At 74.3% G+C, this 13,339-nt stretch carries 10 protein-coding genes; 6 read left to right on the forward strand and 4 right to left on the reverse strand.

Going from position 1 to position 13,339, the window contains the following annotated elements:
• Positions 1–303 precede the first annotated feature (303 nt).
• The 3 genes from ACFYNP_RS02040 to ACFYNP_RS02050 all read right to left on the reverse strand — a co-directional run bounded on the left by ACFYNP_RS02040 (position 304) and on the right by ACFYNP_RS02050 (position 6,871).
• Positions 304–1,725 (reverse strand): hypothetical protein, encoded by a 1,422-nt coding sequence (locus ACFYNP_RS02040; RefSeq protein WP_388781733.1) that lies wholly within the window; start codon positions 1,723–1,725, stop codon positions 304–306.
• Positions 1,726–1,955: 230 nt separating this feature from the next.
• A complete protein-coding gene (locus ACFYNP_RS02045) occupies positions 1,956–3,527 on the reverse strand; it encodes a peptidoglycan-binding protein (protein ID WP_388413613.1) in 1,572 nt (523 codons plus the stop codon).
• Positions 3,528–3,577: 50 nt separating this feature from the next.
• Entirely contained in the window at positions 3,578–6,871 is a 3,294-nt protein-coding gene (locus tag ACFYNP_RS02050; RefSeq protein WP_388781735.1) for a BTAD domain-containing putative transcriptional regulator, read from the reverse strand.
• A 292-nt stretch (positions 6,872–7,163) separates the two neighbouring features.
• On the opposite strand from ACFYNP_RS02050, the gene ACFYNP_RS02055 reads away from it, so the two are divergent.
• The 6 genes from ACFYNP_RS02055 to ACFYNP_RS02080 all read left to right on the forward strand — a co-directional run bounded on the left by ACFYNP_RS02055 (position 7,164) and on the right by ACFYNP_RS02080 (position 12,031).
• The gene (locus tag ACFYNP_RS02055; RefSeq protein ID WP_388781737.1) at positions 7,164–8,612 is read left to right on the forward strand and encodes a hypothetical protein; all 1,449 of its coding nucleotides are present in this window, start codon (positions 7,164–7,166) and stop codon (positions 8,610–8,612) included.
• 174 nt (positions 8,613–8,786) lie between these two features.
• Positions 8,787–8,942, forward strand: coding sequence for a hypothetical protein (locus ACFYNP_RS02060; RefSeq protein WP_388413622.1), 156 nt, complete (start codon positions 8,787–8,789; stop codon positions 8,940–8,942).
• A gap of 393 nt (positions 8,943–9,335) precedes the next feature.
• Entirely contained in the window at positions 9,336–10,928 is a 1,593-nt protein-coding gene (locus tag ACFYNP_RS02065) for a phage tail sheath family protein (RefSeq protein ID WP_388781740.1), read from the forward strand.
• A gap of 58 nt (positions 10,929–10,986) precedes the next feature.
• Positions 10,987–11,430: a phage tail protein gene (locus ACFYNP_RS02070; RefSeq protein WP_100575464.1), complete on the forward strand. Its 444-nt coding sequence runs from the start codon at positions 10,987–10,989 to the stop codon at positions 11,428–11,430.
• Complete coding sequence (locus ACFYNP_RS02075; RefSeq protein WP_167158572.1) at positions 11,430–11,876, forward strand: hypothetical protein; 447 nt, start codon at positions 11,430–11,432, stop codon at positions 11,874–11,876. Before ACFYNP_RS02070 ends, ACFYNP_RS02075 begins: the two co-directional genes overlap by 1 nt.
• A complete protein-coding gene (locus ACFYNP_RS02080; protein ID WP_162952566.1) occupies positions 11,873–12,031 on the forward strand; it encodes a DUF6760 family protein in 159 nt (52 codons plus the stop codon). Before ACFYNP_RS02075 ends, ACFYNP_RS02080 begins: the two co-directional genes overlap by 4 nt.
• Before the next feature lie 1,133 nt (positions 12,032–13,164).
• On the opposite strand, the gene ACFYNP_RS02085 is transcribed toward ACFYNP_RS02080, so the two are convergent.
• Entirely contained in the window at positions 13,165–13,320 is a 156-nt protein-coding gene (locus ACFYNP_RS02085) for a hypothetical protein (protein WP_388781743.1), read from the reverse strand.
• Positions 13,321–13,339: the final 19 nt, after the last annotated feature.

Consider the following 13,339-nt stretch of genomic DNA (forward strand, 5'->3'; position numbering starts at 1 on the left):
CCGGCGTCCCCCGGTCGCGCCCACCCGGCGGAGCCGCGCGAGTGCCACAGTCCCGCGCCCCTGTAGGTGACCCCGAATGCCTCGGTGCTGGCCCGCACCGGGCATTTCAGCCCGTCCGGCGATTGAGGACGAGCGCCCTTAAGGCGCGAACGGGGTCTGGGGCAGAGCCCCAGGGCTCAGCTGATCCAACCCGCCGCACGGGCGGGAGGGTGGGCAAACCCGCCGGGGTCTGGGGCAGAGCCCCAGGGGCCCGGAACCAACCAACCCCGGGCAACGGGCGGGCGGGTGGGCGAACCCCCCGGGCTACGGGACGATGCGCCAGCGTTGCTGATCCGCGGGCAGCGCCCCGCAGGGGCGAACCTCGATCACCTGGAGGTGCACCGTGTCGTTCGGCGTCAGGTCGGACATGCACCAGCCCCCGTCCTTGCTGACCAGGCGGACAAACCCGTCCGCCCCGTCGATCGGCTGGATCGACCACTTCTGGTTGCTGGTCATCTGCCCGTTCGTGAGCGAGGGGTCCCCACCCGAGGCCCCCCACATCTGCACCTGGTTCCCCTCCCGCGTGTTGTCCGCGACAGCCCACTTCTCGGACGACGCGCTGAAGGCGAACTCGTCCTTCGGCAGCGGCCGGACGTACCAGTACTGGTCCCACGTGGGGCTGTCCCGGATCTCGTGCGCCGCGTAGACGTAGCGCCCCTCCGGCTTCTGGTCCGTCGCCGTCGTGAGGTACATGCCGAGGCCGGACTGGATCCGGACCAGCTTGGTGGGGTCGTACTGCGGCTTCTTCGGACCGCCCCCGCCCCCACCACCGCCACCGGACCCGCCGCCATCCTGCTTCGGCTTGGGCGCCGGCGGCGCCGGGGCCGAGGGCGGCGGCGGAGCCGGCTGGGTCGACGGAGTGGGCGGCGCGGACGGCAGCGGGCTCTGCGAACCCTGCGGCAGCGGTATCTGCTTGGCGGGCGCCTGCTCCGAGGCCTGGCTCTTGACCCCGGTGTCGTGCCGGAGCCAGATCATCACGAACACCACGAGCAGCGCCAGCAGGATCGAACCCACCGCCAGGACCCAGCGCGGGAAGACCGACGGCTGGAGGTAGGTACCGCGCAGCTCCTGCGGAGCCGCGTCGCCGGACCTCAACACCCCCACGGTGAACGGGTGTTGACGCGTTCCGCCGAACCAGCTCACATTCACCGCGGTGAGCTCCACCTCCGCGAAACCGGCCCGGCCGGGGTCGACCTGCACCGCGGTGGGGTTGGCCTCGACATTGGCGGCGTCACCGTTGTCACGCGTGGAGAACGACGCGGTCAGAGGCTGGTTGCCGAGGTTGTCGACGGCCAGCCGGCCCCGCGCACGACGCCGGCCCCGCACCGAGCGCGGCACCAGCTCGGCACGCATCTCGGCGAACGGCCCGACGGTGAGGCGCCCCTCGACGACATCGGCCTCGTGCGGATGCTCACGCGGGTCCACCCGGATACCGAACACACTCGGCCCGGCGACCGCGTCCGAGGTGCGCGGCGGCGCGAACGTGAGGTCGGCGGTGCCCTCCGCCCCGGGATACAGCCGCAGCACGGCCGGCTCGATCCGCGCCCACCCGGCGGCATCCCCGACCGGAGTGAGCCGGTACTCCTCGACGGTGTCCCCCGTATTGCGCACCCGCAGCCTGACGACGGCGCTGTCACCGGGGGCGACGGTGGTGGCGGGGGGCTCCAGGGCAGTCCACATACTCACGCCACGAGTCAAGTGGGACGGGCATCGAAGTACAGGGCCGGAAGGGGCAGTTCCGGGGGCAGGAGTCGCTGCCCGACCGGCCATCCCCGCTGGTCCGGTGGCCCGGGCGGGGGGCCGCCCCGGAGAGCCGGCCCCGGACGGTCGCGGGGGAACGACCGCCCGGGAGTAGGGGGAGGCGAGCAGCTTCGCAGGCCTCGATCAGCAGGGCCTAACGCCCGCTAACGCCGACGCTAACGGCCCGGGTTTCCCCGGCCCTTCACATCGCCGCCGACCAGCCAGTTGATGGTCTTCGTGTCGGCGGTGCCGGTCGGCGGGAGGCCGACGGCACTCTGGTAGTCCTTGATCGCCTTGGCGAGGCCGCCGTCCGACTTCATCAGATGGCCGTTCTTCTGGCCCGCCTTGAAGTAGTCGATGCCGAAGTGGGCGTAGTCGCGGTCGCGGCCGAGGTCGACGTCCGAGATCTGGGCCTGGTTGGCCCACCACAGGGCGGCGGCGAGCTGGGTGACCTGATAGGTGTGCGCGCCGGGCTTCACGTCGTCGGCGCGGATGCCCTGCGCCCACATCGAGGTGAGGGTGGCCCGCCCCAGGGTGCCGAGCTTCTTGTCGGTCGCCGTCAGCTGCATGCTGCTCTTCTTGTCCCGCATGACGTGCTGCTGGTAGCAGGTCAGCGAGTCCTTGGTCGCCTGGTCGATGACCCCGGCGGTCCAGCCGGGCTTCAGCGTGCACTCGTTGCCGAGCGTGGCCAGGCGGTACTGGGCGAACGTGACGATGTCGTCCGGCTTGTAGCCCATGTCCCACACCGGGCCGGCCGGCGCGTTCGGCGCGGCGGCCGCCTTCTTCGGGGGCGGCGGCACGACGGGCGGCCCGCCGCCGAGTTCGGAGGCGGCCTCCCCGCCGCCGCCACCGCCACCGGAAGCGCCGCCCGAGCCGTCCCCGGCCGGGGCGGACGCGCCGTTCTGGGCGGGAGGCGCGGGCGGTGGGGCCGACGGCAGCGGGGCCTCGGCGCCCTGCGGCACCGCTCGCGCACCGGCGGCCGCCTGCATCTCGCCCGTCGCGGTGTTCACCTTCGGCTGGAAGGCCAGCCACAGCGCGACGCCCGCGATCGAGGCCGTGACGAGACCGCTGCCCACCATGAGCAGCCAGCGCGGCAGCACCGGACGCTGCTCGAAGCCGCCGGTCACCTGGAGCGGGGTGTCGTCGCCGGAGCGTCGCACCGACAGGGTCATGCGGTGGTGCTCGGCCGAGCCGGTCCAACGGACGTGCTGGGGGCGGATGTTGAGCCGGGCGAACGCGGCCCGGCCCGGCGCGACCTGGACCGAGTTCGGGGTCAGCTCGTAGGTGAGCCGGTTGGTTTCGTCGCGTACGGTCAGCGACGCCGTGAGCGCGGTGTTGCCGAGGTTGTCGACGGCGACCTGGGCCCGCCCGCGGAAGCGGCCCACCAGGTTCGGCGGCAGCAGTTCGGCGCGCACCTCGGTGAAGGGCGCGACCGTGACCTGGCCTTCGAGGACGTCCCGCACCTCGGAGTGCTCGCGCGGCTCGACCCGGATGCCGTACGGGGCCGGGCCCGCGGGGGCGTCGGGGGAGCGCGGCGGCGCGAAGGAGATCTCCGCGGTGTCCTCGCTGCCGGGGTACAGGCGCAGGGTGTCGGGCTCGATCCGGGCCCAGCCCGCGGGGGCGCCGACGATCGAGAGCCGGTACTCCTCGACCGTGTCCCCGGTGTTGCGCACGCGCAGCCGTGCGGTGGCCCGCCCACCGGGATCGACGGCGACGGCGGCCGGGTCCAGAGACGTCCACATGGTCATGGGGGAAGGCTAGGGGGCACGCCGAACCGGCCCCTGCCCAAAAGGCTCTGTCAGAGGGCAGCCCTGGCTGCACTCGCGGCCCCGCGGCCCGGCGGGGCGCCCGGCCGGCGCGGCACCGTGGGCGCGGTCCACAGCAGCGAGGTCAGCTCGTCCGCCTCCGCGGCGCCGCGCGCGCTCAGCAGGCGGTGCGCGGTGCGCAGCGAGGCCAGCGCCGAGAGCGCCGGGGTCTCGCCGAGCGCGAGCAGCGCCCGGCCGCGGGCCGCGAGCGCGAGCCCGCGGCAGAACGGGTCCCCGAGGTCGCCCTCGATGGCCAGGGCCTGCGTCGCGCAGGCCGCGGCCTCCCCGGGCCGTTCCCTGGCCAGCGCGCAGTGCGCGAGCCGGGCCCAGGCCAGCGCTTCCCAGCGCAGGTCCCCCACCCACTGGTGGTGCTGACGCGACTCGCGCAGATGCGCGGCCGCCCGTACCGGCCGGCCGCCCGCGAGCAACGCGCAGCCGATCTGGTACAGCACATGACCGAGCGTACCCCGGTCCCCCAACTCCCGTGCGGCGCGCAGCACTTCGTCGGCGGCGGCCTCGGCGCGCTCGCGGTGGCCGAGCACCATGTGGGCACGTACGACATGGGCGAGGACGCGCACCTCGTCGCCCCGGCTGCCCACGTCGACGAACCGGGCACAGGCCTGCTCGAACAGCGGCAGCGCCTCGTCGGTGCGGCCCATCGCGGCCAGGATCATGGCGAGTTCGTACGCCGCCTCGGACTCGGTCAGCGGGTCGCGGGCGAGCGCCGCGAACCGCAGGGCCTGGCGCAGGGTGCGTTCGATGCCCCGGTAGCTGTCGGCGCCCGGCTGCGGCACGGCGGCGATCAGCCGCAGCGCCCGGCCCGCCGAGCGGGCGTCGCCGTGGCAGTGCGCGAGGGCCAGCGCGCGCCGCGCGGGGCCCTGGAGTTCGCGGCGCCGGGCCGTGCCGAGGACGAGGTGCGCCCATCCGGTCAGGAGGTCCACCGCGGGCCGCAGCGCCGCTTCGCCCAGGTCCGGCCAGGGCCCCTTGCCCAGGGCCTGCTCGGCGGTGGCCCGGATCAGCTGGTGCGAGTCCTGGAGCCAGGCCCGGGCGGCCTCCGCGTCGGTGGGCCGGTAGCCGGGCGCCTGCGCCGCGCACAGCAGGTCGGGTACGCCGCTGAGCGGGCGCAGACAGCGCACGACGTGGGTGACGGTGGCCAGGACGTGGTGGAGCAGCCTGTGCTGGGCGGCGGGCCGCGCGACGGCGTCCGGGGAGTCGGCGAGCACCCGCCGGGCGAAGATGCGTACGAGATCGTGGAAGCGGTAGCTGTCGACGCCGGGTGCCTCCAGGAGACCGGCGTCGACAAGGGCCTCCAGGGCGTCCTCGGCCGCGTCCTCGTCGAGGTCGAGCAGGGCGGCCGCGGTGGCCCGGCCGAACAGCGGCACGGCGGCGGCGGAGGTGAGACGGAAGGCGCGGGCGGCGTCCGCGTCGAGGCCTTCGTAGCTGAGCCGGAAGGCGGCGTCCACGCCGAGCCCGTCGGCCTCCAGCTCGTCCAGGCGGTGGCGCTCGTCGCCGAGCCGGACCGCGAGGTCGGCCACCCCCCAGTCGGGGCGGGCGGTCAGGCGGGCCGCGGCGATCCGTACGGCGAGCGGCAAGTGACCGCAGGCGGCGACGAGTTGGCGGGCGGCGTCGCGGTCGACGGCCACGCGCCCGTCGGCCACGATCGTCTCCAGCATCGCGAGCGCGTCCTGTTCGCTCATCGCCTCCACGTCCAGGAGCCGCGCGCCGGGCAGGCCGGCGATCCGGGTGCGGCTGGTGACGAGGACCGCGCTGCCGGGGGTGCCGGGCAGCAGGGGGCGCACCTGGGCGGTGTCGCGGGCGTTGTCGAGCAGGATCAGGACCCGGCGGCCCGCGAGGAGCGAGCGGAACAGGGCGCCGCGCTGGCCCGCGTCGTCGGGCACGCCGCCTTCGGCGACGCCCAGGGAGCGCAGGAGGTGGGCCAGCACGTCCGCGCTGTCGGCGGGCTCGGCGTCCGCCCCGCGCAGATCCACGTACAGCTGCCCGTCGGGGAAGGCCCGGCGCGCGCGGTGTGCCGCCGCGGCGGCCAGCGCGCTCTTGCCGACGCCGCCGAGGCCGGTCAGCACGGCCAGACCGACGGCCCGGGACCCGGACGCCTCCTGGAGGAGCGTGGTCAGCTCGTCGAGCGGCCCGTCGCGTCCGGTGAAGTCCCGCATGGGGGGCGGCAGTTGGGTGGGACGGGTGCCGGCCCGGGGGCCGGCGGGAGCGGCCTTGTGCCCGGACCGCGGCGCGGGCGCGAGGGCGGGTGCGAGCGCGCCGGTCCGTGCGGGCGCGCGGGTGCGGGCGGGGGCGGGCGCGACCGCGGCGGTCCGCGCGGTGGGGGCGGCCACGGGACGCGCGGGGGAGGCGGAGGCAGGGGTCGCGCGCAGGGGGGCCGGGGCAGCGGGCCGGGCGGCGGCTGACTGCCGGCCGGGTACGGGCGGGGTCGGCGCGGGGCGCGCGTCCGCGGCCGGAGGCACGGCGGACTCCCGCCGGGTCAGCAGGCGGGTGTGCAGGGCGGTCAGTTCCGGGCCGGGCGGGACGCCGAGGTCCTCGGCGAGGGTGCGGCGGGTGGCCTCGTAGACCGCGAAGGCGTCCGCCTGCCGGCCGGCCCGGTGCAGGGCCAGCATCAGGAGGGCCTGGGTGCGCTCGCGCAGCGGGTGTTCGGAGGCGAACGCGCGTAGCGAAGCGATCGTGGAGACATGGCGGTCCAGCGCGAGGGCACCGTGGAAGTGGTCCTCGCGGGCGGAGAGCCACAGTTCGGTGAGCCGGTCGCGTTCACGTTCGGCGTGCGGACCGGGCAGCCCCGCGAGCGGGCTGCCGCCCCACAGGTCGAGCGCGCCGGAGAGTTCGCGGTGGGACGCCGCTACGTCCCCCGCACCGCGCAGCCGCGCGGCCTCGGCGAGCCGCGCCTCGAAGACGCTGGTGTCGAGCGCGGCCGAGGGCACCCGCAGGGCGTAGCCGTCGTCGGCCGACACCAGGAGCCGGGCCGGGGTGCGGGCGGGGCGGTTCGGCTCCAGGAGGGTGCGCAGGCGCGAGACGTAGGTGCGCAGGGTGCCCACTCCGCGCGGGGGCAGCCGTTCGCCCCAGATCGCGTCGAGGAGTTCCGGCATGGACACGGGCCGGCCGCCGCGCAGCAACAGCACGGCGAGCAGGGCCCGTTGCTGGGGTGGACCGAGTCGTAGGGGCCGGCCGTCGAATTCTCCCTCGACCGGCCCGAGCATCCGGAACCGCAGCCCGTCGGCTCCGCCGCCGGTTATGCCACCTTCGCCCGTTCCGCCGGATTCCGTCACGCGCCGCCGCCTCTTCCTCTCACTCGCCCCGGCCGTTTCGTCCCCCGACGTTTGCCCTTCCGGCCCCCCGGATCCTGTTCGTCCGGTCACCGAAACGCTACGCCAGGACCTCCCACGGGCCCGCATCAGCACATGTGTCGCCCAGGGAGTTGGCTTGAACTGTCCCCTGTATCCCGTGAGTAACCGGACGAAAGGGCACCCTCCCTGCCCCCAAGACGGTCCGGACGCCTCTCCCGTTCCGTAGGAGCGGCGTAAAGAATCGCGAGGCAACGAGCGAGGGGAGTGCACCACCGTGCGGGTCCAGCAGGAACAGCAGGCCGAGCGGGGACGCAGCACCCCGCCGGGCCGCCCCGCGCGCGGATCCGCCTCGGCGCTGGCCGCGCTCCACGCCACGGCCGGCAACGCCGCCGTGGCCCGGCTGTTCGGGCCGGCCGCCTCCCGCACCCGGGAGCCGGCCCCCGTCCAGCGGATCACCGACCACCCCGGCGGCTCCTACGACGCGCGGCCCCAACCCGGTGAACGAGGACCCTACTTCGTCTCGCAGGGCCCCGAGGCCCGCTGGGCCATGGGCGCCGGTGACGGCCGCGAGCCGCGCGACATCCGGGAGCGGCTGCGCTACGAACTCGCCGAGGTCGGCCCGGCCGACGCCCCGCTGCGCGTGGCCGACGACGGCACGCTCGCCGTGCACGGGGTGGACGAACCCAAGGAGTTCTACGCGACGCAGGCCGTGGTGGATTCGGCCAATGCCTCGCTGCGCGCGGTCAACAGCACGGTCGAGCTGACCACCGGCGGCCGCAGCATCGGCGTCGGCGGACTGCGCCTGCTCCGGGTACAGCCCACGGTCCTGAGCGAGCAGTCGACCGAGGGCCAACTGGGGCAGTTCGCCTCGCTGTTGCGTTCCACCTGCATCTCGGTGGCGTGCAGCCTGATCGGTTCCGAGCACTCCAAGCGCGCCCGGGCGGTGCTCGGCGACGGCACCGACTTCCTGCTCACCCCCGGCTCCGACAGCGACGACCGCGCCAACCGCCTGGCCGACGCGGTCGCCGGGGACACCGCGGGCACGCTCGGCACGGCCGGGGCGCTGGCCGCCGCCCGCGGCAGCCAGACCCCGGGCGCCGACCTCGGCAAACGCTATGGCGAGGCCACCCGGGACGGCGGCCGGGACGCCACCGAGGAACGCCTGGGCATCAACAAGTACGCCTCCCCCGGCCCCGGCGAAGGCTTCGCGATCTTCAGCATGCTGGCGGCCGACGACCGCGACCACTCGGTGTCGCCCCCGGTCGAGCGCGGCGAGAACGTGTGGGGCTACCACTTCGCGGCGGTCGTCGCCCGTTCCCTGGACGGCAGTTGCCAGGTCACGCTGGAGAACTACAGCCGCAACGAGTTCGGCGAGAAGGCCCGCTCGGACCTGTACGCCGTGCTGCTCAAACGGGCCAAGAGCGGCGGCGGCTGGTTCTCGCAGCTGAAGCCGCTCCTGGAGAGCGACGACCAGCAGGCGTTCAAGGCCAAGTTCGACGAGGTGCTCGCCGCGCTGGTCCGTGACCCCGAGGTCAGGAAGAACCGGGGCCTGCCCCGCCTCCAGCTCCAGCGGGACTTCGAGGACCACACCTGCCGATCCTGGTTCTTCCGGGTCTACGGCGGCGGCGCCGGCGAGAGCTTCCACGAACAGCAGGCCGCCTCGGGGTACTTCAACAACCCCATGACGCTACGGGTGGCCCGCCCGGATCCGGCCGGGCAGTAGCGGCCGGCCCCACCGGTCCTGGCCCATAAGGGAGTTGCTCGGCCGCACCCACTGGCCAGGGGCGGCATCGGGGGAGCACGCTGCTTGCAGCACGTACGTACGGACGGTTACTGCACGATCACGGGCTGGGGCGGCGTGGACGGAGCCGGCACATGTGCCTAGGGGGTACGCGCCATGGGTGACAGCAGTGCGGAACAGCAGGCGGCGGAGGACCGGCGACGGAGGGAGGAGCTGTTGGAGAAGGTCCGCGAGGCGAACCGGCTGAGCACCGGGCGGCCCTGCCCGCCCGCGGGCCCGGCGGTGGGGAACGACGAGGAGGACGAGGGCTGACCCCCCTCTCCCCCGGCGTACCGCCGCGGGGCACCCGCCCCTTCCGGGTTTCCGCCACGGGGAGCCGGGCACCGGTCCGGTACGCGCCGGGCACGGGACGGGTACGCGCCGGGCACGGGACCGGTGGGCGCCGTACCCGATCCGGCCGGACGAACCCCCGGCGATGACCGGAAGGGCAGCTTGTGCTGCCCTCGCCCACGCACCTTCTTCCCTCCCCGCGCCGCCCGCGCTACGCGAGGCTGGTCCGGTAATTGGCCGGTGGCAGCGTTTCGGGGGGCGGGACGACCGCATGCAGCTCGGATGCGGAGCGAGCCGTCCGCTCCGCTTCGTGGGCCCCTCAGCTTCTGGGCGCCAGCCCACCTCCGTACACCCAGCATCAAGGAGCAGCTTCCCGTGCCCAACTACCTGTCCCCCGGCGTGTACGTCGAGGAAGTCGCCAGCGGATCCCGCCCCATCGAAGGGGTCGGCACCTCGGTGGCCGCCTTCGTCGGGCTCGCGCCCGTGGGGCCGCTCAACGAGCCGACGCTGGTGACCAACTGGTCCCAGTACGTCGCCGAGTTCGGCGAGTTCACGGACGGGTACTACCTGGCGCACTCCGTCTACGGCTTCTTCAACAACGGCGGTACGGCCGCCTACGTGGTCCGTGTCGGCGGCACCGACGACGGCGCCGGAAAGGCCGCCGCCCCGCAGGCCTCCGCCACCGCCGCCCCGCAGGCGATCACCGCCGGCGAGGCCGTGGCGCTCGGCACGTTCAAGGTTTCCGCGATCACGGCCGGCACCGCCAACAACGGCGCGCTGACCGTCGAGGTCCAGGACGCCGAGGGCGAGGGCAACGGCGACCGCTTCAAGCTGGTCGTCAAGGACGGCGAGACCGTCGTCGAGAACTTCGACGTCAGCGCCAAGAAGTCGGCCCGCAACTACGTCGTCACGCAGGTCAAGCAGCGCTCCAAGACGATCACCGTCGAGGAGGCCGTGGCCGGCGGCCAGCTGGCCAAGCCGGACGCGCAGGCCGTCACCCTGGCCCCGCCGACCCCCGCCGCCGTGCCCGCCCCGGCGAGCAACGGCACGGTCGCCCGGATCGAGTCCGGCCAGTTCATCGGCGACTCCGCCGACCGCACCGGCTTCGGTGGCCTGGAGGCCTACGACGAGATCAACATGGTCTCGGTGCCGGACCTCATGTCCGCCTACCAGCAGGGCCTGATCGACCTGGAGCAGGTCAAGGCCGTCCAGCTCGGCCTGGTCTCGCACTGCGAGCTGATGGGCGACCGCATGGCCGTCCTCGACCCGCCGCCCGGGCTCAACGCCCGCGACATCCGCAAGTGGCGCATGGACGTGGCCGGTTACGACTCGCGCTACGCCGCCCTGTACTACCCCTGGATCAAGGTCTTCGACCCGTCCAGCGGCCAGACCAAGGTCGTCCCGCCGTCGGGTCACATGTCCGGCATCTGGGCCCGCAACGACTCCGAGCGCGGTGTGCACAAGGCCCCCGCGAACGAGATCGTGCGCGGCGCGGTCGACCTGGAGCTCCAGATCACCCGCGGTGAGCAGGACCTCCTGAACCCGGTCGGCGTCAACTGCATCCGCGCCTTCCCGGGCCGCGGCATCCGCGTCTGGGGCGCCCGCACCCTCGCCTCCGACCCGGCCTGGCGCTACCTGAACGTGCGCCGCTACTTCAACTACCTGGAAGAGTCGATCCTCATCGGCACCCAGTGGGTGGTGTTCGAGCCGAACGACCAGGCGCTGTGGGCCCGGATCCGCCGCAACATCTCCGCGTTCCTGGTCAACGAGTGGCGCAACGGCGCCCTGTTCGGCCAGCGTCCCGAGGACGCCTTCTACGTGAAGTGCGACCAGGAGACCAACCCGCCGGAGTCGGTCGACCTCGGCCGCGTGGTCTGCGAGATCGGCATCGCGCCGGTCAAGCCCGCCGAGTTCGTCGTCTTCCGGCTCGCCCAGTTCTCGGGCGGTGGCGGCGAGCTGGAGGAGTAAGTCACACCCCAACTCGCTCGTCCCACAGCCTTTTTCGCACGAACAGGAGTAAACCAGCATGTCGCTTCAGCCTGGTGATGCGCTCACTACACACAACTTCGGCCTCCAGATCGACGGTGTCATGGTCGAGTACTTGCAGGAGGTCAGCAGCCTCTCGATGGAGCAGGACGTCATCGAGTACCAGCAGGTCTCGGCCGACGGCAAGCCGATCATCAAGAAGCTCCCCGGCGTCAAGAAGGCCGGCGAGTGCACGGTGACCCGCGGTGCCACGCAGTCCGCCACGTTCTCCGAGTGGATCAAGCAGTCCATCGACGGGAACATGGGCTCGGCCCGCAAGAACGCCTCGATCATCATGATGGACTACCAGGACAACCCGGTGAAGCGCTACAACCTGCGCAACGCCTGGTGCACCAAGGTGGAGGTCAGCGCGGTCAAGGCCGGCGACGCCTCGGCCATGACCGAGCAGGTCACCATCACCTTCGAAGAGCTGGTCATCGAGTAATGCGCCGCGAAGGTCCTGGAACGGCCGGCGCGCCCGGGGTGGACACCGCCCCGGCCGCGTCCGGCGCGCGGGAGACCCTGCGCACCGAGTTCGAGTTCGAGCTGCCGCGCGGTTACGTCGACGAGTCGGGCACCGTGCACCGGCGCGGCGCGATGCGGCTCGCCACCGCCCGCGACGAGCTGGTCCCGCTGCGGGACGTACGGGTCCGCGAGAACCCGGCGTACCTCTCGGTGGTCCTGCTCGGCCGGGTCATCACCCGGCTCGGCACGCTCGGGGACGTCCACGACGGCACGGTGGAGAGCATGTTCGCCTCCGACCTGGCCTTCCTCCAGGACTTCTACCGGCAGATCAACGCCGAGGGCCACACCCGCGCCGCGGTGGCCTGCCCGCACTGCGAGCAGTCCTTCGAGGTCGAGCTGGCCGGGAGCCGCCTGGGGGAATCGTGACGTACGCGGCCGACCGGATCGAGGAGGAGACCGCGTACCTCGCCTACCACTTCCACTGGGACATGGACTCCATCCTCGACCTGGAGCATGCGGACCGGCGGGCGTACGTACGGCGGGTGGCGGCACTGGTGGAACAAGGCGAAGGGGAGCGGTGACGGGGGATGGCCCTGTTCAAGCGCCGGCGTAACCAGCCGTCGGAGGCCGCGGCGGCGGCCACGGCGGCCCCGGACGTCGCGCCCCCGGGCGCCCCGTCGCCGTCCCCCGCACCCGAGCGGGGGGACGGCGGCTGGGCCGCCGCGCCCGTGATGCAGCGCGCCCTGGCGGCCCCCCGCCTCACGGCCGAGTCGGGCTTCGGCTCGACGCTGGCCGCGCACCAGGACCTCTCGGTCGTCCGTCCGCTGACCCACGCGGTCTCGCCGACGGCCCCGCACGGCGTCCTCCACAACGCCCTGACCCCGGTCGCGGGCAGCCCCTCGCCCCACCCCCTGCCGGTGCTCCGGCTGCCGGTGGCGGCACGGGAGGCGGCGGGCGGGGGTGCGGCTGCCGGTGCGGGTGCCGGTGATTCCGTTGCGGCGCCGTTCGGTGGGCCGGCCGTCCAGCGGTCGGCCTCGGCCTCGGCTCCGGCCACCTCTTCGGCTCCGGCCGCTTCTCCGGCTCGGGGCTCGGCTCCGGCTCCGGCCGCCTCATCGGCTCCGGCCGCCTCTCCGGCTCGGGGCTCGGCTTCGGCCGCCAACTCGCTCATATCCGGGCGCAGTTCAGCCGCTACATCCGGTGGCTCTGCCCCCGCGCCCGGTGCTTCGGCTCCGGCTTCCGGTGGTTCGGCCCCGGCCTCGGGGCCTTCCGCCCGGGGGCTCGCTCCTTCCGCTCCGGCCCGCGGCGGGCCGGGCTCCGCCCCGGGTGGTTCCGCCCCGGCCCCCGGCCGTCCGGCCGCCGCGCCCGGCTCCTCGGCCCCCGCCTCCGGCGGTTCGGCCGCGGCTCCGGCTCCGGCTCCGGCTCCGGCTCCGGCTGTGCAGCGCTCCGCCGCGCCTTCGGCCGCCCCGGCTACCGCCCCTGCGGCCACCCCGGCTCCCGCCGTACAGCGCGCGGCGACGCCTCCGCGTGCCGCACAGGGGAGCGCCGGCACGACGCCGCGTTCCTCGACGCCGCCCGCCTCCTCGACCTCGGCCCCCTCAACCGGCGCCGAGCAGAGGCCCGTTGGGCCCGCATCACGTCCCGCGAGCAATGTCGCACCCTCGGCTCCGGCCACCCCGGCCGCCTCCGGTCCGGGGCCCGCCGTGCAGCGAACGGCTCAGCCTTCGTCCGGCCCGTCCGCGCCGGCCCAGCCCATGCCGGTCAAGCCCTCGCCCGGCGCCGCGAACACCCCCGCGCCGACGGCCCCGGCCGCCCCGGCCGTCCAGCGTGCGGCCACCCCGCCGAACGCTGCGGCGAGCGCCCACCCCGCCACGCCTCCGGCGACCTCGCCC

This window comes from Streptomyces sp. NPDC006691, from assembly GCF_042869955.1.
GTDB lineage: Bacteria > Actinomycetota > Actinomycetes > Streptomycetales > Streptomycetaceae > Streptomyces.

What these genes read in the sequence shown, in the direction of transcription:
- ACFYNP_RS02070 (WP_100575464.1), top strand. Translation starts at nt 10,987, where the DNA reads ATGTCGCTTCAGCCTGGTGATGCGCTCACTACACACAACTTCGGCCTC.
- ACFYNP_RS02075 (WP_167158572.1), top strand. Translation starts at nt 11,430, where the DNA reads ATGCGCCGCGAAGGTCCTGGAACGGCCGGCGCGCCCGGGGTGGACACC.
- ACFYNP_RS02045 (WP_388413613.1), bottom strand. Translation starts at nt 3,527, where the DNA reads ATGACCATGTGGACGTCTCTGGACCCGGCCGCCGTCGCCGTCGATCCC.
- ACFYNP_RS02060 (WP_388413622.1), top strand. Translation starts at nt 8,787, where the DNA reads ATGGGTGACAGCAGTGCGGAACAGCAGGCGGCGGAGGACCGGCGACGG.